The organism is Cobetia amphilecti (assembly GCF_032923285.1).
GTDB lineage: Bacteria > Pseudomonadota > Gammaproteobacteria > Pseudomonadales > Halomonadaceae > Cobetia > Cobetia amphilecti.
Genome location: NZ_CP136695.1, coordinates 1,170,476 through 1,192,880, shown reverse-complemented (window position 1 = coordinate 1,192,880; position 22,405 = coordinate 1,170,476). Strand labels below are relative to the sequence as shown.

Annotated in this window: 20 protein-coding genes; 13 read left to right on the top strand and 7 right to left on the bottom strand. The window is 64.4% G+C overall.

The annotated features are described in order from the left end of the window. Positions 1 to 13: 13 nt before the first annotated feature. The 4 genes from R1T44_RS05095 to R1T44_RS05080 all read right to left on the bottom strand — a co-directional run bounded on the left by R1T44_RS05095 (position 14) and on the right by R1T44_RS05080 (position 2,997). Positions 14 to 676, bottom strand: a complete 663-nt coding sequence (locus R1T44_RS05095) for an MlaC/ttg2D family ABC transporter substrate-binding protein (protein ID WP_043332543.1) — start codon at positions 674 to 676, stop codon at positions 14 to 16. A 139-nt stretch (positions 677 to 815) separates the two neighbouring features. After that, the gene (gene mlaD / locus R1T44_RS05090) at positions 816 to 1,280 is read right to left on the bottom strand and encodes an outer membrane lipid asymmetry maintenance protein MlaD (RefSeq protein ID WP_043332545.1); all 465 of its coding nucleotides are present in this window, start codon (positions 1,278 to 1,280) and stop codon (positions 816 to 818) included. Continuing rightward, positions 1,280 to 2,080 carry a lipid asymmetry maintenance ABC transporter permease subunit MlaE gene (gene mlaE, locus R1T44_RS05085; RefSeq protein WP_043332547.1) on the bottom strand — a complete coding sequence of 267 codons (801 nt, stop codon included), beginning with the start codon at positions 2,078 to 2,080 and terminating at the stop codon, positions 1,280 to 1,282. The genes mlaD and mlaE overlap by 1 nt, the downstream gene beginning before the upstream one ends. Next, positions 2,077 to 2,997 (bottom strand): ABC transporter ATP-binding protein, encoded by a 921-nt coding sequence (locus R1T44_RS05080; RefSeq protein ID WP_082388135.1) that lies wholly within the window; start codon positions 2,995 to 2,997, stop codon positions 2,077 to 2,079. Before R1T44_RS05080 ends, mlaE begins: the two co-directional genes overlap by 4 nt. 315 nt (positions 2,998 to 3,312) lie before the next feature. Here R1T44_RS05080 and R1T44_RS05075 point away from each other — a divergent pair, with 315 nt between their 5' ends. The 12 genes from R1T44_RS05075 (at position 3,313) to mgtE (ending at position 14,460) form a co-directional block, all read left to right on the top strand. After that, positions 3,313 to 4,257, top strand: a complete 945-nt coding sequence (locus R1T44_RS05075; RefSeq protein ID WP_043332549.1) for a calcium/sodium antiporter — start codon at positions 3,313 to 3,315, stop codon at positions 4,255 to 4,257. Between the two features lie 99 nt (positions 4,258 to 4,356). Beyond that, positions 4,357 to 5,424 carry a KpsF/GutQ family sugar-phosphate isomerase gene (locus tag R1T44_RS05070; RefSeq protein WP_084589303.1) on the top strand — a complete coding sequence of 356 codons (1,068 nt, stop codon included), beginning with the start codon at positions 4,357 to 4,359 and terminating at the stop codon, positions 5,422 to 5,424. Positions 5,425 to 5,550: 126 nt separating this feature from the next. After that, positions 5,551 to 6,120 carry a KdsC family phosphatase gene (locus R1T44_RS05065; RefSeq protein WP_052384400.1) on the top strand — a complete coding sequence of 190 codons (570 nt, stop codon included), beginning with the start codon at positions 5,551 to 5,553 and terminating at the stop codon, positions 6,118 to 6,120. Next, entirely contained in the window at positions 6,120 to 6,803 is a 684-nt protein-coding gene (lptC, locus tag R1T44_RS05060; RefSeq protein WP_317292709.1) for an LPS export ABC transporter periplasmic protein LptC, read from the top strand. Before R1T44_RS05065 ends, lptC begins: the two co-directional genes overlap by 1 nt. Positions 6,804 to 6,911: 108 nt before the next feature. Beyond that, positions 6,912 to 7,490 (top strand): lipopolysaccharide transport periplasmic protein LptA, encoded by a 579-nt coding sequence (lptA, locus tag R1T44_RS05055; protein WP_245162913.1) that lies wholly within the window; start codon positions 6,912 to 6,914, stop codon positions 7,488 to 7,490. A gap of 3 nt (positions 7,491 to 7,493) precedes the next feature. Beyond that, complete coding sequence (lptB, locus tag R1T44_RS05050; protein WP_043332551.1) at positions 7,494 to 8,234, top strand: LPS export ABC transporter ATP-binding protein; 741 nt, start codon at positions 7,494 to 7,496, stop codon at positions 8,232 to 8,234. A 233-nt stretch (positions 8,235 to 8,467) separates the two neighbouring features. Beyond that, positions 8,468 to 9,916 (top strand): RNA polymerase factor sigma-54, encoded by a 1,449-nt coding sequence (locus R1T44_RS05045; protein WP_043332553.1) that lies wholly within the window; start codon positions 8,468 to 8,470, stop codon positions 9,914 to 9,916. Between the two features lie 660 nt (positions 9,917 to 10,576). Further along, positions 10,577 to 10,885, top strand: coding sequence for a ribosome hibernation-promoting factor, HPF/YfiA family (gene hpf / locus R1T44_RS05040; RefSeq protein ID WP_043332555.1), 309 nt, complete (start codon positions 10,577 to 10,579; stop codon positions 10,883 to 10,885). Between the two features lie 9 nt (positions 10,886 to 10,894). Next, positions 10,895 to 11,365 (top strand): PTS sugar transporter subunit IIA, encoded by a 471-nt coding sequence (locus tag R1T44_RS05035; protein WP_043332557.1) that lies wholly within the window; start codon positions 10,895 to 10,897, stop codon positions 11,363 to 11,365. 137 nt (positions 11,366 to 11,502) lie between these two features. After that, positions 11,503 to 12,462 (top strand): RNase adapter RapZ, encoded by a 960-nt coding sequence (rapZ, locus tag R1T44_RS05030; protein ID WP_317292708.1) that lies wholly within the window; start codon positions 11,503 to 11,505, stop codon positions 12,460 to 12,462. Further along, the gene (locus R1T44_RS05025; RefSeq protein ID WP_043332560.1) at positions 12,449 to 12,718 is read left to right on the top strand and encodes an HPr family phosphocarrier protein; all 270 of its coding nucleotides are present in this window, start codon (positions 12,449 to 12,451) and stop codon (positions 12,716 to 12,718) included. Before rapZ ends, R1T44_RS05025 begins: the two co-directional genes overlap by 14 nt. 386 nt (positions 12,719 to 13,104) lie before the next feature. Next, entirely contained in the window at positions 13,105 to 14,460 is a 1,356-nt protein-coding gene (gene mgtE, locus R1T44_RS05020) for a magnesium transporter (RefSeq protein WP_043332561.1), read from the top strand. Positions 14,461 to 14,566: 106 nt separating this feature from the next. Here the strand turns inward: mgtE and pmbA are convergent, their stop codons facing one another. Next, a complete protein-coding gene (gene pmbA, locus R1T44_RS05015; protein WP_153635169.1) occupies positions 14,567 to 15,937 on the bottom strand; it encodes a metalloprotease PmbA in 1,371 nt (456 codons plus the stop codon). Between the two features lie 76 nt (positions 15,938 to 16,013). On the opposite strand from pmbA, the gene yjgA reads away from it, so the two are divergent. Further along, the gene (gene yjgA, locus R1T44_RS05010) at positions 16,014 to 16,517 is read left to right on the top strand and encodes a ribosome biogenesis factor YjgA (RefSeq protein WP_317292707.1); all 504 of its coding nucleotides are present in this window, start codon (positions 16,014 to 16,016) and stop codon (positions 16,515 to 16,517) included. 136 nt (positions 16,518 to 16,653) lie between these two features. On the opposite strand, the gene tldD is transcribed toward yjgA, so the two are convergent. Both tldD and R1T44_RS05000 read right to left on the bottom strand, forming a co-directional pair. After that, positions 16,654 to 18,114, bottom strand: coding sequence for a metalloprotease TldD (tldD, locus tag R1T44_RS05005; RefSeq protein WP_317292706.1), 1,461 nt, complete (start codon positions 18,112 to 18,114; stop codon positions 16,654 to 16,656). Continuing rightward, positions 18,111 to 22,376 carry a YhdP family phospholipid transporter gene (locus tag R1T44_RS05000; RefSeq protein ID WP_317292705.1) on the bottom strand — a complete coding sequence of 1,422 codons (4,266 nt, stop codon included), beginning with the start codon at positions 22,374 to 22,376 and terminating at the stop codon, positions 18,111 to 18,113. The genes tldD and R1T44_RS05000 overlap by 4 nt, the downstream gene beginning before the upstream one ends. Positions 22,377 to 22,405: the final 29 nt, after the last annotated feature.

Here is a 22,405-nt window from a genome sequence, read left to right as displayed (position 1 = left end):
GCGACGACAGGGCTCAGCTGTTGCCCTGATCCCCCTCACCCTTCTCGAGGTCGACATCCGGCTGCCAGCCCTTGATGACGGCATCGATGTCGCGGCCGTTGTCACGCATGGCCTGATCGAACTGGTTGCGGAAGGTCAGGCCCAGGTTGACGCCATTGACGATCACGTTGACCACCTTCCACTCGTCGTTGCGCAGACGCATGGAATAGGCCACCGGGTAGACCTTGCCCTTGGTATCGACCACGTCCATGTAGACGGTGTCCTGGTCTTCATAGCGACGCTCGCCTTCGCTGTCCTTCACGTCCAGCCTGGCGTAATCGAAGCTCACCAGACCCTTGGCGTAGGTGCCGATCAGGGTGTCATGGAAGACCTTGGAGAATTCGGTGCGCTGCTCAGGAGAGGCGCCCTTGAAGTACTTGCCCATCACGCTGGCGGCGATGTAGCGATAATCCACCACCGGCTTCAGCGCGGAATCCACCAGGGTTTCCAGCTCGTCGACGTTGTCCTTGTAGTAGCTCTCGCGGCTATCGATCTTGGTGGTCAGGCCCTCGACCGTGTCGCGCAGCAGCACGTCCGGCTCCTGCGGGGCGGCCATGGCCAGCGGGCTCAGCGCCATCAGGGCGGACAGGCTCAGCACGCTCAACGGACGAATCAGCTTCTTGAGGCTAGAGGTCATCAGGGTTGCTCCTTGAAAATGTGCATCGTGCTCGAACGTGAAACCGCAGGCACCGAGTCAGGTCTGTCGGTGCATCACACGCGTGCACCGGGTGCCTGCACTTCGATGAACAGCGCATCGAGAATCAACGCTTCGAGAATCAGCTCTTCGAAAAATTGGACACGAACTGCTGGATCAACTCTTCCAGCACCAGTGCAGACTGGGTATCGCGAATGGTATCGCCGTCCTCCAGCACGTCCGGGTCTCCCCCGGTGCTCAGGCCGATGTACTGCTCGCCCAGCAGGCCGGACGTCAGGATGGCGGCGGTGGTGTCCTTGCTCAGCTTGCCACGCAGGCTGCTGTCCAGCTTCATCGTGACACGGGCGTCAAACCACTTCGGGTCCAGCTCGATCTTCTCGACGCTGCCGACGGCAACACCTGCCATCGTGACCTTTGACCGCGCCTTGAGGCTTCCGATCCCTGAGAAGTTGGCATTGAGCACGAAGGTGTCATCGGCCTGCTGGAACGTGACGCCGCTGACACGCAGTCCCAGGAAGACCATTCCCAGGAAACCAGCGAGTATGAACAGGCCCACGCCGAACTCGAGCATGCGGGTACGTTTCATCAAATCTCTCCAAACATGACGGCCGTGAGGACAAAGTCGAGTCCCAGCACCGCCAAAGATGAATAAACCACGGTACGTGTGGTGGCGCGCGAAATGCCTTCCGAGGTCGGGATCAGGTCATAGCCCTGGAAGACGGCGATCCAGCTGACCACCAGCCCGAAGACCAGTGACTTGATGACGCCGTTCATGACATCACCGATGAAATCGACGTTCGACTGCATGCTGCTCCAGTAGGCGCCCTCGTAGATGCCCAGCCAGTCGACCCCCACCAGCTTGCCGCCCCAGATGCCGACGACACTGAAGCCGATGGTCAGCAGCGGCAGCGAGACGAACCCGGCCCACAGACGCGGCGCGACGATACGCTTGAGCGGATCGACACCGATCATCTCCATGCTGGTCAACTGCTCGGTGGCCTTCATCAGGCCGATCTCCGCCGTCAGCGCCGACCCCGCACGCCCGGCAAACAGCAAGGCCGCGACCACAGGTGCCAGCTCACGCAGCAGTGACAACGACACCATCTGCCCCAGCGCCTCCTCGGCACCGAAACCGACCAGAATGGTGTAGCCCTGCAGCGCCAGCACCATGCCGATGAACAGCCCCGAGACCAGCACGATGGCCAGCGACAGCACACCGACGAAGTGCATCTGTCGCACCCACAGGCCGATGCCCTCACGGGACGGGATGCCGATACCGGCCTGCACCAGCAGCATGCCGGCACGCCCGATGGCCGCGATCACGTCGATGCTGCTGCGGCCCAGTGACGTGATGGCCCCGAGCGGGCCACGATTCAGACCACTCATGACTCTCTCCTGCGGGTTGCCGATTCGCGACCATCGAGAATGTCGCCGGCGAAGTCCGGGGCGGGATAATGGAAGGGCACCGGGCCATCCGGCTTGCCGTGGATGAACTGGGCCACGCGCGGGTCCGACTCGGCGTTCAGCGCCTCGGGGGTACCCTGCGCCATCACCTTGCCATCGGCGATCACATAGACGTAATCGGCGATGGTCAGCGTTTCCTTGATGTCGTGCGAGACCACCAGCGCCGTCATGCCCAGCGCATCATTGAGGCGACGGATCAGATTGACCAGCACGCCCATCGAGATGGGGTCCTGCCCGGCAAAGGGCTCGTCGTACATGATGAGGTCCGGGTCCAGTGCGATGGCTCGCGCCAGTGCCACACGCCGCGTCATGCCGCCGGAGAGTTCGGCCGGCATCAATTCACGCGCGCCGCGCAGCCCGACGGACTCGAGCTTGATCAGCACGATGTCACGAATCATCGCATCGGGGAGATCGGTGTGGACGCGCAGCGGGAAGGCGACGTTCTCGAACACGCTCAGATCGGAGAACAGGGCACCGCTCTGAAACAGCATGCCCATGCGACGGCGCATGCGAAACAGCTCGCGCCGCGACAGGCCATGCACGTGCAAGCCGGCGATCTCGACGCGCCCCGCCGAGGGCGTCAACTGGCCGCCGATCAACTTGAGCAGTGTCGTCTTGCCGGTACCGGAAGGCCCCATGATGGCGGTTATCTTGCCGCGCGGGATCTTGAGGTCGATGCCGGAGAATATCTCGCGTTCTCCACGGGTGAACCGCAGGCCTTCGACACGAATCAAAGCGTCATCGAGATTGATCTCGCCTGCCGCGCCGCGTGAAGAAGCCTGCGCATCCTGGCCGTCCGCACCCGTCCGGGTTGCGGTCTGACCGGGCAAATCAGTCATAGAAGCATCCGCTGTGAGGGACCTTCGCCGTGACGAGCCACACGCAGTCGGCTCGTGAACAGGTCGAATGTCCGAGTCATGGGATCCAAGGATCAAGTTAGTTAGCGAACATCGTATCCGAACCCACCCCTGTGCCGCCAGTCTCATCAAGGCAACAGAGCCGTGCCGCGGGTGGTGACGCGCTCAACAAAGCGCTCGGCAACACGCTCGACAATGGGAACATGGCCGCTGTCTTGCAAAGGATTGGGGGGATGCGTTTAATGGCGCGGTTCCCGGCGATACGCCACCGCCCTGCCCCCTGCCCCGAGAGTTCTGATGCTATATCCCATCCTTGCAGTCGTCATCGGCCTGATTGGTCTTGTCTGGAGTGCTGATCGCTTCGTCGAAGGAGCCGCGGCCACTGCGTGGCGCGCCGGGATGAGCAAGCTGCTGATCGGGATGACGATCGTCTCCGTCGGCACCTCTGCCCCCGAGATCGTCGTCTCCATCATGGCCTCTCTTGATGGCACTCCGGATATCGCGACCGGCAATGCGCTGGGCTCCAACATCGCCAATATCGGCCTGGTGCTCGGCGTCACGGCGCTGATCGCCCCGATTCCGGTGCATTTCGGGCTGGTGCGTCGCGAGCTGCCGCTGCTGCTGGCGGCTACGGCACTGGGCGGTTATGCGCTGTCCAACAGCGGGCTCGAGCGTCTCGATGGCATCCTGCTGCTGGCCCTGCTGGTCTTCACGCTGGTGTGGCTGTTCAAGGTCGATTCGCCGAGCGAGGCGGAAAGTCAGGATGACGTGCCCGAGATGAGCACCGGACGCGCCATCTTCTGGCTGCTGGTCGGGCTGGCGGTGCTGATCGCCAGCTCGCGTGCGCTGGTGTGGGGGGCGACCGACATCGCCCAGGCACTCGGCGTGCCGGAATTGATCATCGGCCTGACCGTGATCGCCATCGGCACCAGCCTGCCGGAACTGGCCGCCAGCGTGGCCAGCGCCCTCAAGCGCCATCACGACATCGCCATCGGCAACGTCATCGGCTCCAACCTGTTCAACATCCTCGCCGTGCTGCCCGTGCCGGGCCTGCTGGCGCCGGGTCCGGTGGATGGCAGCGCCATCAGCCGTGACTATCCGGTGATGCTGGGGCTGACGCTGCTGCTGGCCGCGCTGCTCATCTGGCAGCGCCGTGGGCGCATCGGTCGCGGCCCAGGTGTTATCCTGCTCGCCTGCTATCTGGCCTACACGGCCTGGCTTGCCATCAGCCTGACTCGCTGACGGCAGCGTCTTCATCATCGTTTGCCACGCCGCCGCGCGGGATGACACGCCCTTTCCGCGCGGTTTGAGCCCTGGCCAACCACAGGCAACAATTCGATCATGACCGAGCCTTCCAGCACCCCGCACGCCACCGCGCCTGGCACCTCTGCTTCAAGTCAGACCGCCGCCAGCCAGTCCGTCGCCGATGAGACTCCGGCCAGCCAGGCGGATTTTCGCGCCAGCGCCCGCCGCACCTTCGCCATTGAGGAAGCGGCCATCGCCGCGCTCGACAGCCATCTCGATGACGACTTCGACCGCGCCTGTCAGCTGATGCTGGCGACCAAGGGCCGCGTCATCGTGACCGGCATGGGCAAATCCGGCCATGTCGCCAGCAAGATCGCCGCCACCCTGGCCAGCACCGGCACGCCGGCCTTCTTCGTCCACCCCGGTGAAGCCAGCCATGGCGACCTGGGCATGATCACGCCAGCCGATGTGGTGCTGGCGCTGTCCAACTCCGGAGAGACCGCCGAGGTCACGGCGCTGCTGCCGCTCTTGAAGCGCATGGGCACTCCGCTGGTCTCGATGACCGGCAAACCCGGCTCGACCCTGGCGCGTGACGCCGAGGCACATCTGGACACCAGCGTCACCCAGGAAGCCTGCCCGCTGAATCTGGCACCGACCGCCTCGACCACCGCCGCGCTGGTGATGGGCGACGCCCTGGCGGTGGCACTGCTGGAGGCCCGCGGCTTCACTGCCGAGGAATTCGCGCTTTCCCATCCGGGCGGCAGCCTGGGTCGACGCCTGCTGCTGCGGGTTCAGGACGTGATGCACCACGGCGATGCCCTGCCGCGCGTGGCACTCGGCAGCCCGCTGCGCGATGCGCTGCTCGAGATCACGCGTCAGGGCATGGGCTTCACCTGCGTGATCGATGATGACGACCACCTGGTCGGCGTCTATACCGATGGTGACCTGCGCCGCACCCTCGACCAGCACGGCGATCTGCGCGCGCTGAAGGTCGATGATGTCATGACCCGTGGCGGCAAGACCGTGCGCGCCAGCATGCTGGCCGCCGAAGCGGTGCGCATCATGGAAGAAAACCGCATCAGCGTTCTGGTAGTCTGTGACGAGGATGAGCACCCCATCGGAGCCATCCATATGCACGGCCTGCTGGCCAGCGGCGTGATCTGAACTCCCGCGGGCGTTCGCTGTCTCTGTTCGACGGCAGATCGTCCCGGCAAGACGCCACCGCTCAACGCCCATCAGCGCCGTTCACAGGACAGCGTCAAGCATGCACGGAGTGCGAGGAGAAAGACCATGAGCGACACGAATTCCCTGAGCGAAGAATATCCGCAGGACATCATCGACCGCGCACGCCGCGTGCGTCTGCTGGCGCTGGATGTCGACGGCGTGCTCACCGACAACCGTCTGCACTACGATGCCAATGGCGTCGAGACCAAGTCCTTCCACGTCCAGGATGGCCATGGCCTCAAGCTGGTGCTGCGCAGTGGCGTTCGCGTTGCGCTGATCACCGGCCGCAGCTCGCCGATGGTCGAGCGTCGCGCCAAGGAACTGGGCATTCAGGATGTCATCCAGGGCCGTGAAGACAAGCTGGTCGCGCTGACCGACCTGTGCCGCGAGCACGGGATCGAGCTGGAAGAAGTCGCCTATTGCGGCGATGACCTGCCGGACCGCGAGGCCATTCGTCGTGTCGGTCTCGGCGTCAGCGTGCCCAACGCCATGGCCTACGTGATGAGCGAGGCCAACTGGGTCACCTCACGCCAGGGCGGCGATGGCGCCGTGCGCGAGCTCTGTGATCTGCTGCTCAAGGCACAGGGCCACTGGGCCTCGGTGCTGGATACCTACCTGCAGGAGTCGCGTCCCTGATGTTACGTCTGCCCCGCCCTTCTCCGCGTCTCTGGCTGATGCTGCTGTTGCTGCTCGTCGGTGGCGTGCTGGCGCTGATCGAGCAGCGCAACAGCCTGGAATCGACCGTCAATGTCGAGGTCGACAGCAGTGAGCCGGATTACTATCTCGACGGGGCAGACATGACACGCTTCGATACACGCGGCGTGGCGATCCAGTCCATGACCTCGCCGCATATCGAGCACACGCCAGGCGATGACGTGACCCGGGCGCAGACCCCGAAGATTCGCACCAACGACAGTGAAGACCGCCGCTGGTATGCCACGGGGGACAGTGGCGTGTTGAGCGCCGGCGGCGACACCTTCACCCTCGAGGGTGATGCCAGACTGCGCCAGCCCGATGACCGCTGGACCCTCGATACCGATGTCCTGCACTACAGCCGTGATCAGAATCGCGCCTGGAGTGACGTGCCGGTCGTGATCACCCAGAATGGCCAGCATGTCGAAAGCGACAGCTTCAGCGCCGACCTCTCCCAGGACTCCGCCGTGCTGCAGGGCCGTGTTCGCAGCGTCCTGCAACCCGGTACAGGCCAGAGCGAGGCCAGCAAGGAAGCCGAGCGCATCGACTCGGGCGCCGACAGCACCACCTCCGATGATGGGCGCGTCAACAGCACCTTCGAGGCAGCGCCTGCCAGCGGTGAATGAACCCGCCGGGCTGGCCGTCACGCCATGACCCGCGCCGCAACACCTTCCTCTCTGCCGCTCGATGGCATCATTGCTCGGGCGGCGACCCCGTCATGCCAAGGAGCCACCATGACTTCCACGACTCGCAAGCCCTTGACGGCCTGTCGCCAGACCCTCAACAGCGGTGTCATGGCGCTCTGCCTGGCACTGGGCATGTCCAGCTTCGCCCCGGCCGCCATGGCGCTGGACAGCGATGCCAGCCAGCCGATCAACATCGCCGCGGACGCCCTGTCGCTCGATGACAAGGCCGGTACCGCCACCTACACCGGCCAGGTGGAAATGCGCCAGGGCAGCATGAAACTCGATGCCAGCCGCGTCGATATCAGCCGCGCCGGCAGCGGCGAGATCTCGCTGGTCAAGGCCACCGGCAAGCGTGCCTACCTGGAACAGCAGCCCGCGCCCGACGAGAAGCTGGTCAAGGGCTGGGCCGACACCATCCGCTACCATGCACTGGAGCGCCGCGTGGAGCTGGTCGGCGACGCGCGTCTCGAAAAAGGCGATGACACCTTCGAAGGCGGCTACGTGGAGTACTTCCTCGACAAGCGCCAGGTGAACGCCAACAACAACAAGACGGCACAGCAGACCGAAGGCGGTCGCGTGCACATGACTCTGACGCCGCGCGGCGCCAATGCCAGCAAGGAAAACTGAGTCATGACTGCTGCTACTCCGCGTACGCTGAGCGCTCGCCATCTGGCCAAGGCCTACAAGGGCCGCAAGGTGGTCAAGGACATCTCGCTGGAGATCCGCCAGGGCGACATCGTCGGCCTGCTGGGTCCCAATGGCGCCGGCAAGACGACCTCGTTCTACATGATCGTCGGACTGGTGCGCGCCGATGCCGGCAACGTCTCCATCGATGACAAGGACCTCTCCGCTGCCGCCATGCATCAGCGCGCACGCGCCGGCATCGGCTATCTGCCGCAGGAGGCGTCGATCTTCCGCAAGCTGTCGGTGGCCGACAACATCATGGCGATCCTGGAGACCCGCAAGGACCTGGATCGCAATGGCCGCAAGGCACGCCTTGAAGAGTTGCTCGAGGAATTCAGCATCACGCACATCCGCGCCAGCGCCGGCATGAGCCTGTCCGGTGGTGAGCGTCGTCGGGTCGAGATCGCCCGGGCGCTTGCCACCGAGCCGGACTTCGTGCTGCTCGATGAGCCCTTCGCCGGCGTCGACCCCATCTCGGTGGGCGAGATCAAGAGCATCGTGCGCCAACTGCGCGATCGTGGCATCGGCGTGCTGATCACCGACCACAACGTGCGCGAGACGCTCGATATCTGTGACACCGCCTATATCGTCGGCGATGGCCAGATCATCGCCCACGGTGATGCGGACTCCATCCTGGCCAACCAGCAGGTGCGCGACGTCTACCTGGGCCACGAGTTCACGCTCTAGGGTCAGCGAATGCGCTGAGCCCACCGGAGGCGAAAGCTTCAAAAGCCGCTGCGTGATTTTATCGCGTAGCGGCTTTTTCATGTCTGACATCAGACGCATGCATGACGTCCATACCACCTTGGTGGAAACATGGCATGCAAGTTGCTTGAATATTCATGACAACCACTTGTCAGTGCCCCGAGTCACGGTATAGCGTAGTAGGCACGTTCCTTTGCCGTGAATTGACTGACTCCATGAAACCCACCCTGCAACTCCGCCTCGGCACCTCGCTGACCATGACGCCGCAGCTCCAGCAAGCGATCCAGCTGCTGCAGCTGTCGACGCTCGACCTGCGTCAGGAGATTCAGCAAGCCCTCGAGTCCAACCCCATGTTGGAGCTCGACGAGGACTACGAGTCGCTGGATGTCATCGAGACACAGGATTCGAGCGAGATCTCCACTGCCGACTCCTCGAGCGAGATTCCCGAGGAATACCCCCTCGACAGTGACTGGTCGGACCTCTACCAGGACCACGCCGGTAGCCTGACCAGCTCCGGCAGTGGCAGCGGGAGTGAAGAAGGGCCGGACTTCGATCGCAATACCAGCGTCGAGAGCCTGCAGGACCACCTGCGCTGGCAGCTGGCGATGACCGACCTCGATGGCCGTGAACGCCAGATGGCAGAGAGCCTGATCGATGCCGTCGACGGTGCCGGCTATCTGAGCCTGTCACTCGACGAACTGGTCGATGGCCTGCGCGGCCAGGGCCTGCCCGGCCTCAAGGCCTCCGAACTCGAGCAGGTATTGCTGCGTCTGCAGCAGTTCGACCCGACCGGCGTCTTCGCCCGTGATCTGCGCGAATGCCTGCTGCTGCAACTGGCACTGCTGCCGGATGATCTGCCGCTGCTGGCGCAGGCGCGCCGCCTGGTACGTCAATTCCTCGAGGCACTGGGCAACGATGACCGCAAGCTGCTCAAGCGCCGCCTGAGCCTCGACGATGACGAGCTGGATCACGTCATCCGCCTGGTGCGCGCGCTCGACCCGCGTCCGGCATCCGCCTGGGGCGAGCCCGCCAGCGATTACGTGATCCCTGACCTGCTGGTACGCCATACCCGCCACGGCTGGCAGGTCGAGCTCAACCCGGAAGCGCTGCCCAAGCTGCGCATCCAGCCGGAATACGCCGCGCTGATCAAGCGTGCCGACAAGTCCGCCGACAATACCTTCCTCAAGGACAACCTGCAGGAAGCCCGCTGGCTGATGAAGAGCCTGTCATCGCGCAATGACACCCTGCTCAAGGTCGGCCGCGAGATCATGGCGCGCCAGATCGACTTCCTCGAGCAAGGCGAGGAAGGCATGAAGCCGCTGATTCTGGCCAACATCGCCGAAGTGGTCGAGATGCATGAGTCGACCATCTCGCGGGTCACGACCCAGAAGTACATCCACACCCCGCGCGGCGTCTTCGAGCTCAAGTTCTTCTTCTCGAGCCAGGTCGGTGGCAGCGGCAGTGGCGACGCCCACTCAAGCACCGCCATTCGTGCCCGCATCCGCAAGCTGATCGCGGAAGAGCCGGCCCGCAAGCCTCTCTCCGACTCACGGCTGGTCGATCTGCTCGCCAGCGATGGCATCGAGGTCGCACGCCGTACCGTGGCCAAGTATCGCGAAGCGATGGGCATCCCCTCCTCCAGCGAGCGCAAGCGTCTGGCCTGACGCGTCACCTGCGGCTGCCATGCCCTGCTTTCACCTCCACAATGGCAGCCGCCGCCAACCTCAAGCGCTGGATTTTCCGCTCATCAGCCTCTGACTTCGCGGGTAGCGGTACGCCTGTCGTGCGCTCTGTCATGCCGTCAACCGCTCATCAATTGCCCGTCATGGGCCATGACGGCGCGCAGGATGACGGTAAAAAACCGCCTTTCCGGCAGCGTCATTCACCGTCAATCGCATGTTTTTAAAGTCACTTTTGCGCGTATTGCACCTGGATGACACCCGGAGAACCTCCCGGAACGCCGCTTGCTCGACGCAATCGAAGCGCCTGAAAGGCGACGTACATGCAGGGATTGGCGACGAAAACCCGCCTTCTTGCGCGTCTTTCACGCACCACCCACCAGACGTGCCCTTGAAGTCCACTCCGATACCCCTCACTGAGTTGAAGACAAGCACTGAGCCACGATGCAGCGCAGCGTTGATCTTTGCGCAAAGCTTGGGCATTGTCGGTACAGACGCTCACGACATCTGACGCCACTGGCAAGGGAGCGAAAACATCGCCAGACGGTGGCCGTCAAGCCTGTTGCAGAGCGTCCGATCAGGGTTTGCTCGTAGTCAAAAAGGGTTACAATTGAATGGCAACCCGCTGGATAAAGGAGCGTGTCCATGCAAGTGAATATCACCGGGCATCATGTGGAACTTACCGATCCTCTCCGCGATTACGTCAACGAGAAGCTCGCTCGCCTCGAACGGCATTACGACAACATCACCAATGTTCAGGTGACACTGTCGATCGAGAAGGAGCGCCAGCAGGCTGCCTGCACCTTGCACGCGGCAGGCGCTGACCTCCACGCCCTGGCAGAAGACCCCAACATGTACGCTGCCATCGACGCGCTCGCCGACAAGCTGGATCGCCAGCTGGTCAAACACAAGGAAAAGTCCCAGGCTCGCTCTCAGGGCACCGGGACCCGTTGACCTTCAGCCATGACACTTGATCAGATCCTTCCCCCCGAGCGCACGCTTTACGGTGTCCCCGGGGGGAGCAAGAAGCGGGTGCTTGAATTCTTCAGCACCTTCATCGCACAGAACATTCCCAGCCTGGATAGCCAGGAAGTCTTCTCGCGCCTGATCGGGCGCGAGAGACTGGGGTCGACCGGCATTGGCCACGGTGTGGCCGTGCCCCATGCACGCAGCCCGCATTGCAAGACGCCAATCGCTGCGTTTCTGAAGCTCGGTGAACCCATCGACTTCGATGCCATCGACGGAGAACCCATCGATCTGCTGTTCGTGCTGCTGGTGCCTGAGGAAGCGGATGAGACCCATCTGACGCTGCTCGGGCAGGTCGCGGAATTGCTCAACTCCCCGACCAATCGCTCGGCCCTGCGCCAGGCAGACAGCCAGCGTGCACTCTTTGAGGCATTGACCCAAGCCATCGCCGAATTACCGGCGCGCTGAATGACAGGCCCGGACATTGTCCGGGCTTTCGTCTTGCTGGCCTTCCATCGGCCGACGTACAGCGCACTGATAGCGGGCAGCCTTCTGCCCCACCCCTGCATTCTTTCGACGTTGACCTCGCCCTTGGAGAGCACTTCATGAAGATCGTGATCATCAGCGGCCGCTCCGGCTCCGGGAAATCCATCGCTCTCCAGGCGCTGGAAGATATTGGCTACTACGCCATCGACAATCTGCCCGGCATGCTGCTGGCGCCACTGGTCGATCAGCTCGAAAAGGACAGCCCGGCGCGCCGGCGCATCGCGGTCTCCATCGATGCCCGCAACCTGCCGGAAGCCTTGACCCGCTTCCCCGAATTGCTCGACAACGTCCGCCAGAGCGGCATGGACGTGCAGGTCGTCTACCTGACCACCGATTCGCGAGTGCTGCTGGAACGCTACTCGGCGACCCGTCGTCGTCACCCTCTGACGCGCGACAACGACCATACCCTGGCCGAGGCCATCGAGATCGAGCAGAAGACGCTCGCTCCCATTCGCCAGAAGGCCGATCTGGTCATCGACTCGACCAACCTGAGCGTGCACGACCTGCGCTCGCGGATCACCGAGCAAGTCGCCCAGCACAGCTCCCGCCACCTGACGCTGACCTTTGAATCCTTCGGCTTCAAGCATGGTGTGCCGACCGACGCCGACATGGTGTTCGATGCCCGCTGCCTGCCCAACCCGTACTGGGACATCAATCTGCGCGGCGATACCGGGCGCGACGACAGCGTGGCCGAATTCCTGCAGCGCTACCCCACCGTCCAGGCGATGCATGACGATATCGCCGGCTGGCTGGAACGCTGGCTGCCCGCCTATCAGGACAGCAACCGCAGCTACCTGACGGTGTCCGTGGGCTGCACCGGCGGCCAGCATCGCAGCGTCTACCTGTGCGAGCAGCTGGCGAGCTACTTCGCCGAGCGCCTGCCTGAGGTGCGCCTGCGTCACCGCGAGCTGGGCATTCATACCGCGCTGAGCAACGCGGGTGAGACGAATGATCAGCAAGAGCATCAGCAAGAGCATCAGCAAGAGCATCAGCAGGAGCATCGCGATGGCCTCTCGTGAGCTGACGCTGACCAACCGCCGCGGGCTGCACGCCCGCGCAGCCACCAAGCTGGTCAATTGCTGTGCGCCCTATTGCGCGACGGTGATGGTCAGCCATGGCGAGCGACGCGCCAATGCAGCCAATGTGATGGCATTGCTGATGCTGGCCGCGCCCTGCGGCACCACGCTGCTGATCGATGTCGAGGGCGAACAGGCCGATGAGGCGATGCTGGCCATCGAGGCGCTGTTCGAGGCGCGTTTCGAGGAAGACGAATAACCGCCACTGACAGCGCTGTGCATCAGGGCTGTGCGTCGCGGCCCGTTCATCTGGCTCTCGCCTCCCTGCCCCTCTCGCCCTTTGCGCGCAGCCTTCCTTTCGGTCAGATCCCTTTTCGGCCAGCCCCTCTGGTAGCTCCCTTGGGCAGCTCCATCACGGCTCGCGCGGGATTTCGCGCCTGTCTTTGCGCCTACCCTTATACCTAGCCCTGCCTCTATCCCTGCACCTATCCTTGCGCCTGGCAGCCATGCGACGCTGCTTTTGTGCCAGTGGCGGGACTCGGATTGTCCTTTCGATAAGAAACACTGTTTTCTTTTGTCGACGCGCCCCCCTACGCCAATGGTAGAATCAGCGCTGTCCTTCATGTCGACAGGGGAAGCCGACAGATGAGCAAGACGTCTCGTAAACTCAAGCCAAGACTTGATCGCCTGTCACAGGCGCTGGAAAGCGGCGAGCTGGAACAGGCTAGACGCATGCTCAATCGCGGCCTCGCGCCGGTGGATGTGGCTCACCTGCTGGAATCCTCGCCCCCCAAGGAGCGTAATCTGCTCTGGGAGCTGGTCGATGCCGAGCTGCAGGGCGATGTCCTTCAGTACCTTGGCGAAGACATCCAGACCGACTTCCTCAAGGACATGGACGCCGTCGACGTTCTCGCCGCCACCGAGAACCTGGAACCGGATGATGTCGCCGACATTCTGCAGCGCCTGCCGAATGCGGTGATTCTCGAAGTCCTCGACTCCATGGAGGCGCAGGAGCGCCTGCGCGTCGAAACGGTACTGTCCTTCCCGGAGGACACCGCCGGCGGCCTGATGAACACGGACACCATCACCATTCGTCCGGACATCACCCTGGACGTGGTGCTGCGCTACATTCGCCGCCACGAGCGCCTGCCCGACTCCACCGATACCCTGCTGGTCGTCTCGCGTCGCGATGAATTCATCGGTGCCCTGCCCATCAATCGCCTGCTGGTCTCGGACCCCGGCGTCACGGTGCGCGAAGTGATGGACACCGACAGCGTGGTGATTCCGGCCCTGATGCCGGAAACCGAAGTCGCCTCGCTGTTCGAGAAGCACGACCTGATCTCGGCACCCGTGGTCGGCGGCGATGGCAACCTGCTGGGTCGCATCACCATCGATGACGTGGTCGACGTCATCCGTGGTGACGCCGAGCACCAGGTGATGTCGATGGCGGGGATGGATGAGGACGAAGACACCTTCTCTCCCGTGATGCGGACCTCGTGGCGCCGCGCCGTCTGGCTCGGCATCAACCTGCTGACCGCCTTCATGGCCTCCGCCGTGATCGGCATGTTCGAAGGCACCATCCAGAAGATCACCGCGCTGGCCGTACTGATGCCCATCGTCGCCAGCATGGGCGGCATCGCGGGCTCTCAGGCACTCACCGTCCTGATTCGCGGTATCGCGCTGGGCCACGTCAAGAGTGGCAATGTCCGCTGGCTACTCAAGCGCGAGGTCATCGTCGCGGGGCTCAACGGCCTGTTATGGGCCGTGGTGGTGGCAGGCATCGCCATCGTGTGGTTCGGGGATGTCCAGCTGGGGGCCATCATCGGCGCCGCGATCATGATCAACCTGTTGATCGCCGCCGTGACGGGCACGCTGCTGCCGGTGCTGCTCAAGAAGCTCAATATCGACCCTGCCCTCTCCGGCAGCGTGATATTGACCACCGTGACCGACGTGATCGGCTTCATGGCCTTCCTGGGGCTGGCGACCTGGCTCTACCTGTAATCCCCCCCGACGGGTTCCAGTGACTGCTTTAGAAACAACACGGCCGCTCCCTTGGGAGCGGCCGTGTTGCATCTCGCCTGTCGCGCGATCAGAGAAGCGTCAGCGATCAGCCTTCCAGCTCTTCGTCTTCGCCTTCGGACATGCCGGCGACGGTCATGCCATCGATCAGCCAGCTACCGCTGTGGATGCTGCCACGCGTATCGACATCATCGCCGACCGCCAGCAGATTGGCCGCCATGTCGCGCAGGTTGCCGGCAATGGTGAATTCCTCGACCGCATGCTGGATCTCGCCGTTCTCGACCCAGAAACCGGAGGCGCCGCGAGAGTAGTCACCGGTGACGCCATTGACGCCCTGGCCCATCAGCTCGGTCACCAGCACACCGGTGCCCATCTGCTTGAGCATCTCATCGAGCGAGGTCAACGGCGCGGTGATGCGCACGTTGCGCGCGCCGCCGGCGTTGCCGGTGGTCTGCATGTTCAGGCGACGGGCGCTGTAGGCGCTCAGCATGTAGCTCTGCACCTTGCCGTCGGCAAAGTAGACATTGTCACGCGTCGCGACGCCATCGTTGTCGAAGGCGGCGCTGGACATGCCACCGACTTCCCGCGGCTTCTCGCCCAGCGTGAACCAGTCGGGGAACAGCGGCTGACCCAGGCTATCGCACAGGAAGCTGGACTCACGATACAGCGAGCCGCCGGCGATGGCAGACAGGTAGTGACCGACCAGCCCGGCCGACATCTGCGGGTCGAACAGCACCGGCATGCGACCCGTCGCCACCTTGCGCGCATTCAGACGCGCCAGCGTACGGCGCGCGGCTTCACGCCCCACCGACTCGGGGGAGCGCAGGTCCGCCGGATTGCGCACGCTGGTGTAGTCATAGTCACGCTGCATGCCCTGTGCATCCTTGGCGATCAGCATGCATGACATCGAGTGGCGGCTGCCGCACTGGCTGGCCAGGAACCCATGGCTGTTGCCATAGACCTGAACGCCTTCACCACTGGAGAAGCTGGCGCCTTCGGACTGCGCGATGCCTTCCACTTCCAGCCCGGCACGCTCACAGGCCAGCGCCAGGTCAGTCGCTTCATCGACGCTGATCGCCCAAGGGTGATGCGCCTTGAGATCAGGGAAGTCGGTGGCCATCAGCTCGGCCGGCGCCAGACCGGCAAAACTGTCTTCGCCGGTATAGTGCGCGATGGAGACCGCCTTCTCGACCGCGGCACGAATCGAGTCGCTGCCGGCATCGGAAGATGTTGCGCTGCCCTTGCGATTGCCGAGATAGACGGTCACGCCGATGCCCTGGTCACGCGACAGTTCGACCGTCTCGACTTCGCCGTCACGCACCGAGATGCTGACGCCCTGATCGACGCTGGCACCGACCTCACAGGCGTCGGCACCCAGGCTGCGGGCAAGCTCGAGAGCTTCGCTGACGCGACGCTCGAGCAGTTGTTGCTGAGCAACGGCATCAAAGGCCTGGCTCATGTTGTTCTCCTTCTGAGGAGACGGGGGCCCGGCAGTGCTATACTGCCGCAAATTTCCCCGACTCATTGGAATTGGCATGCGTAAAGAAAGACCCGAGGAGCTCGTCGAGCGCCCCAGCAAGTCCCAGTTGAAGCGCGAGATGATCGAGCTGCAGGCGCTGGGCAAGAAGATCATCGATCTGCCGGAAAGCCAGCGCGCCAAATTCCCGCTCTCTGACGACATGCTGGCCGCCATCGAGGAGACCCATCGCATTCGTAGTCACGAAGGCCTGCGTCGCCACATGCAGTACGTCGGCAAGCTGATGCGCAAGGAAGACCTGGACGCCGTGCGTGCCGTCTTCGAAGCCATGGAGCAGCAGAACGTGCGTCGCGATGCTTCCTTCCAGCGTCTCGAACGCTGGCGCGATCGCCTGCTGGACGACGATGAAGCCTTCGTGATCTTCGTCGAGGATTATCCTCACGTGGACCGTCAGGCCCTGCGTCAGCTGATCCGCAATGCGCGTGCCGAACGTGACGCCGGCAAACAGCCCAACAGCGCCAAGAAGCTCTTCAAGCTGCTGCGGGCCGAACTCGACCTCTGACACGGGGTCTGCCGCTCACGCGCTGCTCTGACGTACTGCCCATGACGTGCTGATCCTCAAGCGCTTCCTCGACACCGCCATGGCCCTGCCACGGCGGTGTCGTCGTATTCATCGCTTCATTGTGAACGCGACCCGCTCAGGATTGCGTGCCGCCGACCGTCAGCTCATCGAGCTTCAGCGTCGGCTGACCGACGCCGACGGGCACGGACTGGCCGTCCTTGCCACACACGCCGACACCGGTATCCAGCTCCAGGTCGTTGCCGATCATCGAGACGCGGCCCATGGCTTCCGGCCCGTTGCCGATCAGGGTGGCGCCCTTGACCGGCGTGGTCACCTTGCCGTCTTCGATCAGATAGGCTTCGCTTGCGGAGAACACGAAACGCCCGGAGGTGATGTCGACCTGGCCACCGCCGAAGCTGACCGCGTATATGCCACGCTTGACGCTCTTGATGATCTCCTGCGGATCGCGATCGCCACCCAGCATGTAGGTATTGGTCATGCGCGGCATCGGCAGGTGCGCGAAGGACTCACGACGCGCATTGCCCGTCGGCGCCATGCCCATCAGGCGGGCATTGAGCTTGTCCTGCATGTAGCCGGTGAGGATGCCATCCTCGATCAGCGGCGTGTACTGTCCCGGGATGCCTTCGTCATCGACGGACAGCGAGCCACGGCGATCGGCCAGGGTCGCGTCATCGACCACGGTGACGCCGCGTGCCGCGACCTGCTCACCCATGCGACCCGAGAAGGCAGAGCTGCCCTTGCGGTTGAAGTCACCTTCCAGACCATGACCGACCGCCTCGTGCAGCAGCACGCCCGGCCAGCCATTGCCCAGCACCACCGGCATCTGGCCGGCCGGTGCATCGATGGCCTCGAGATTGACCAGCGCCTGACGCACGGCTTCACGCGCGTAACGCTCGGCGACATTCTCATCGCGCAGACGGGTCAGCGGGAAACGACCACCGCCACCGGCACTGCCACGCTCACGACGGCCATTGCGCACCGCGATCACGCTGATGTTGAAACGCACCAGCGGACGCAGGTCCGCGGCGAGGGTGCCATCACTGGCACGCACCATCACCACCTCGTAAAGCGCCGACAGCGAGGCCGACACCTGACTGATGGACGGGTCGAGGCTGCGCGCGATGCGGTCCGCTTCCTTGAGCATCGCGACCTTGTCCTCAGCGCTCAGGCCATTCAGCGGGTCGATGCCCGCATAGAAGGACGGTGCCTCGGTGATGATCGAGCTTGCGACCGTGCCGCTGCTGCCGCTGCGTGAGATACCCGCCGCAGTCCGGCCAGTGTCGGCAAGCGCGGCGGCATCGATCTGATTGGAGTACGCGAAGCCGGTCTTTTCCCCCGCTAATGAGCGTACGCCCACGCCACCATCGATGTTGTAGCTGGCGTCCTTGACGACGCCGTCTTCCAGCACCCAGCTCTCCTGCCAGATACGCTGGAAGTAGAGGTCGGCATAGTCGGTGCCCGGGCCCATGGCATGTGCCAGGCCAGCATCCAGATCATCCAGGCTGAGCCCGCCCGGGGTCAGCAACAGGGCCGCGGCATCGTCGAGCACGCGACCGGAACTCGCATTTTGCGTCATTCAGCACTTTCCAGAGTAATGTTCGGGTCGCCCCAGGGGCCTGATACCCGATAGTGAATTTGCGTCACCTTGTCGATGAAGCGGCCGAAGATCTTGTCGGCCACGAACAGCGCCCCGCCCACGGCGGGTGCGCCTGCCAGCACGGCGGCCAGCGGAAGGTTCTGGCTGACCGGCACCGTGATGGCCATGCGTTGATCAAGGGTACCGCGAAGCAGATCGACCTGCCCGTTGAGTGTCACGGTGGTGGACGGCGCCTCGATACGCAAGGGGCCATCGCTTTCCAGTCGCCCATCGAAGAGCGTCGCTGCGCCACGTACCTTGTCGAAGGCCGTCCCCTTGTCGGTGACGTCAGAGAAGTCCAGCGACAGGCGGCGCAGCAGGTTATCCACATTGACCAGCCCCAGCAGGCGGGCAGAGGTCGAGCCCAGATTCAGGAAGCGTCCATCATCCAGCTTGATCTCGACGCGACCATTGGAGCGCGACAGGGCAAAGTCCTGCGGCGCGCCGGGCCAGGCCAGCTTGACCTCGGCCCGGGCGCGGTCCGCCTCGATGCCGCGCGGTTGGGAGAGACGCTCGAGCAGCCCGCCCAGGTCACTGCCATCAGCGGACAGGCGAGCGCGCGTCAGACTGTTGGCGCCGGCATCTTCCCAGGTGATGTTGCCCACCGCGGTGATCTTGCCCAGCGTGATGGAGAGCGGCAACACCACCAGCTGCTGGCTGTCGGCGGTCCAGTCGGCACTGATCGGCCCCAGCTGCTGATCGCGCCAGATGAGGTGTGCCAGACGCAGACTGCCCGCGGGCAGGTCGGCAAGCTCAGCGGGATACGGCGTCGGCTCGATGCCGACATCGATAGCCTCGGTAAAGTTGCCTGGCGCGCTGGCGGCCTGCGTCTCCTGCTCGGCATCCGCGGGCCACAGGGCATCGAGATTCAGGGTGTCCAGGTCCAGAATCAGCGGTCGCGCGGCGCCTGACTGCCACACCAGCTCGCCACTGGCGAGCTGACCATCCAGCGTCGCGGCCAGCCCCAGCCCTTGCTGCTGCGAGCTCTGGCGCGGCGCGGCCTCCAGCGTCATCGGCCCCGTACACCGGGACTGGATCATCAGGCAATCGGTGGCAACGCGCAGGCGTGACAAGGCACGCAGGGGGTCGCTCTGCTCAGCGTCGCTGCCCTCGCCACTCGCGCCACCTTCACTGGAGAGCGCTCCCGCCCACGGCTTCCAGAGCTCCGGGGCGAGGGTCGGTGTGCGCCAGGCGATGTCCCAGCCGGTCTGGGTGGGCCACTGCGGGTCACTCGGCCAACGCTCCAGCCACAGCTGTCCCGTCATCGGCACCGAGCTGCCATCGTCACGCGTATTGCCGCCTTTCCAGCGTGCACGGGCGCGATTGTCGAGGCGAACATCGCCGCCACCCTCCGCGAGCCCGATATCCACCGCCAGCGGTGCCGCCTCCTCTCGCGTCTTGCCAAAGGGTGCCGGCAGATTGATGGCGACTCCCTTGAGGTCACTCGAGAGGGCCAGACTGGCGCCGTCATCCGGCAGCATCAGGCGCGCCTGGTAGTTGAACTCGCCGCCCAGCGCGCGCGGGCTCTCGCCGTCCTGCAAGGCGGCCCGGGTGTTCTCGGCGGCATCGCCGATCAGGTGCTCGGGCGCGCCCAGCCAGCCCAGCACCGGTGCCAATGGCGCCTTGCCGTCGAAGGTGATCGCGCCCTTGCTGTTTGAATCTGCCTGCCCGATGTTGAGCGCCGCCTTGACCGCACCGCCGAACAACTTGCCGGAGAGATTGCCGGTCAACTGCTCACGGCGTCCCTCGGGGCGGGATGGGTCATGCACGAACTCGAGCGGCCCGCGAATGCCGTCAACCTCGATGCCCGGCCCCGGGAAGGCCAGCGTCGCCGCCTGGCGCTCCCCGACCTTGCCCGCCGCCGTGATGCGCGTCTGCTCGGCGTCCTCCAGCGGCACGCGGATGTCCATCGTCGCATCCACCGAGCCCTTGCCTTGCCATTCGGCGATCAGCGCTGCGGCATCTTCCAGCGGCGCATGCGAGAGCAGATCGAACAGCGCCTCGACGCTGCCGGTCACGTCACCCTGAATCTTCAAGGTGTTGTCCTGCATGTCGACGTCGGCCTGACGCACCGCCAGGGGCGCTGCACTGCCCAGCGCCGTGGCCGGCTGAGAGCGCGCCGCCGCGACCGTGGCACTCAGCGTATTGTCGTGCAGCGCGAGGTTGCCCTTCACGCCCTCCAGCGCAGGCCAGCCCTCGGCATAACCAAGTCGCCCATCCTCGATGGCAAGCTCAAGGTCCATCGAATCGCCGGGGCCATAGCCATCCTCGCCATTGTCGTCATCCCACACCTGGGTGAGATGCAGGCTGCCCTCGGGGACCTGCCCCGCGACATCGCGTGTCAACCACTCGCTCAGCGCCGGGTCCAGCACCTTCATCGGCAACCAGGAGGCAAGCGGAATGCTGCGGGCGTTCACGTCGCGCATCTCGAGATCCAGCTGGAAGCGGTCATGGTCCTGTGCGGGAATCTGCAGGCCGAAGCCGCCCGTCACATCGGCGCCAGCGCGCTGGATATGCAGGTCATGCCCCGAGACGCTGCTGCCACTGTCATCGACCTTGACCTCGACCACTCCGTCGGCAGCTTCGAGCTGCCAGCCGTCGCCGAAGACCTCGGGGAAGTGGAAGCGCATGCCCTGGTCGCCACGAAACGCGATCCGGCTCGCGATGCCACCCTCATCAAGACTCTGCGCGGTGACCCAGGCCGCCAGGGGCCCGAGCCCCGGAGCGCCCTGCCAGGGTTCCACCTCGGCGCCGGTGAGACCCAGCGCCAGCTTCATGGTCAGCGGGGTATCGAGGCCGATCCCGGCCAGCGACAGGGAAAGGCCGGTGGCCGTGCCACGCGGATCGAGAGACTCGAGCACATTGCCCAGCTCGCCGAGCGCCAGCACATTGCGCCAACGTGCCACCTTCTCCAGATCGAAACTGCTGGTGACCAGCGACACGCTGCCATCGGCGAGATCCCCCGACAGCGAAATACGCTCGGGCAGGCTGGCAAGCGCCGCGGAGACTTCTGGCGATGACGCCGCTTGCGGCGTCTGGTCGTCACTATCTGCCACCGGATCGCCGGGCGCCGAAGCGCCGGCCGCCGGGGCGTCATCGAGTTGCGTGGCACCGACCGAGATCTGATTGAGCCAGGCCTGCCAGCGATCACTGCCCGCCAGGTCGCGCAGCCACTGGCCACGCGCATGAATGTCCTTGAGCGCCAGCTGGGCGCCATGGTGATCCAGCGTCAGGCGATTGAGATCGAGACGCAGGCGAGCATCTTCCAGTCGCGCGTCACGCCAGCGCGCCCACAGCGTCGCGTTGCCATCGGCGTCGCGCAGCATCAGGCTGTCGCGCTCGCCCATCAGACGCCCGACACTCGCCAGCGCACCGGCGTCCAGCTCCACCTGCAGCTGGGCCGAGTAGTCGGCGAGGCCGTCGTCTCCCGGCAGTACCTCCAGCACGGCGCTGACTCCGGCCTGAGGCGATTCCCCGACCCGCAACTGGCCTTCCAGATGCGCGCGATCGCCTTCTCCCGACAGCAGCAGCTCGGCGGCATTCAGGTTGAGGGTATCGTTGCGACCATGCAGCACCAGACGCACGTCCTGGAGCCGCACACGCTGACGCGCCAAAAGCGCCAGTCCCTGCTCCGTCTGCGCAAGGCTCATCTGTCCTTCGGGTTCGAGCGCTTCGGGAGGACGCGGCGGGCCCGGCCAGCCCCAGCTGCCATCTTCGCGCTGGTACAGGTGCACGATGACGCCGGTGGCGGTGGCGCGATCAAAGACAGGCGCCAGATGGCGCAGGGAGGAGAGCACATCGAGACGGGTTTCCAGATGGGACACACTCAACAGCGGCGCCGCCTGCATCTCGTTGGGTCGAAAGAGGTTGAGCCCCGACAGCTTGATGGCCGGATCGAGGTGATCCATGCGGCCCTCAAGCGATGACATCCCCACATTGGAATGGGTCTGGGTGGCAATGAAGTCACTGATGGACTCAGTGCGTGAATCCAGCGTGGTCAACCACCAGCGCAGGCCCCCGATCAGGATGGCCAGCAACGCCAGCAGCACCGCGAGCGCCATCAGCAGCCCGCGCGCCCAGCGCCGCCCACGCGAGGGTGGCGCTGGCGTCGCAGCTGACGAAGACGGGGCGTCTTCGACGCCCTCCTGCGCCGCCTCTTGCGAGGTAGAACGTGCCGCCTCTGGTGAGGTAGAACGGGTCACTGGTGGTTCTCCGAACAGGACAGACTCAC

Excerpts from the sequence above, each read along its gene's own strand:
- R1T44_RS05095 (WP_043332543.1), bottom strand. The coding sequence starts at position 676 with ATGACCTCTAGCCTCAAGAAGCTGATTCGTCCGTTGAGCGTGCTGAGC.
- mlaD (WP_043332545.1), bottom strand. The coding sequence starts at position 1,280 with ATGAAACGTACCCGCATGCTCGAGTTCGGCGTGGGCCTGTTCATACTC.
- mlaE (WP_043332547.1), bottom strand. The coding sequence starts at position 2,080 with ATGAGTGGTCTGAATCGTGGCCCGCTCGGGGCCATCACGTCACTGGGC.
- R1T44_RS05080 (WP_082388135.1), bottom strand. The coding sequence starts at position 2,997 with ATGACTGATTTGCCCGGTCAGACCGCAACCCGGACGGGTGCGGACGGC.
- R1T44_RS05075 (WP_043332549.1), top strand. The coding sequence starts at position 3,313 with ATGCTATATCCCATCCTTGCAGTCGTCATCGGCCTGATTGGTCTTGTC.
- R1T44_RS05070 (WP_084589303.1), top strand. The coding sequence starts at position 4,357 with ATGACCGAGCCTTCCAGCACCCCGCACGCCACCGCGCCTGGCACCTCT.
- R1T44_RS05065 (WP_052384400.1), top strand. The coding sequence starts at position 5,551 with ATGAGCGACACGAATTCCCTGAGCGAAGAATATCCGCAGGACATCATC.
- lptC (WP_317292709.1), top strand. The coding sequence starts at position 6,120 with ATGTTACGTCTGCCCCGCCCTTCTCCGCGTCTCTGGCTGATGCTGCTG.
- lptA (WP_245162913.1), top strand. The coding sequence starts at position 6,912 with ATGACTTCCACGACTCGCAAGCCCTTGACGGCCTGTCGCCAGACCCTC.
- lptB (WP_043332551.1), top strand. The coding sequence starts at position 7,494 with ATGACTGCTGCTACTCCGCGTACGCTGAGCGCTCGCCATCTGGCCAAG.
- R1T44_RS05045 (WP_043332553.1), top strand. The coding sequence starts at position 8,468 with ATGAAACCCACCCTGCAACTCCGCCTCGGCACCTCGCTGACCATGACG.
- hpf (WP_043332555.1), top strand. The coding sequence starts at position 10,577 with ATGCAAGTGAATATCACCGGGCATCATGTGGAACTTACCGATCCTCTC.
- R1T44_RS05035 (WP_043332557.1), top strand. The coding sequence starts at position 10,895 with ATGACACTTGATCAGATCCTTCCCCCCGAGCGCACGCTTTACGGTGTC.
- rapZ (WP_317292708.1), top strand. The coding sequence starts at position 11,503 with ATGAAGATCGTGATCATCAGCGGCCGCTCCGGCTCCGGGAAATCCATC.
- R1T44_RS05025 (WP_043332560.1), top strand. The coding sequence starts at position 12,449 with ATGGCCTCTCGTGAGCTGACGCTGACCAACCGCCGCGGGCTGCACGCC.
- mgtE (WP_043332561.1), top strand. The coding sequence starts at position 13,105 with ATGAGCAAGACGTCTCGTAAACTCAAGCCAAGACTTGATCGCCTGTCA.
- pmbA (WP_153635169.1), bottom strand. The coding sequence starts at position 15,937 with ATGAGCCAGGCCTTTGATGCCGTTGCTCAGCAACAACTGCTCGAGCGT.
- yjgA (WP_317292707.1), top strand. The coding sequence starts at position 16,014 with ATGCGTAAAGAAAGACCCGAGGAGCTCGTCGAGCGCCCCAGCAAGTCC.
- tldD (WP_317292706.1), bottom strand. The coding sequence starts at position 18,114 with ATGACGCAAAATGCGAGTTCCGGTCGCGTGCTCGACGATGCCGCGGCC.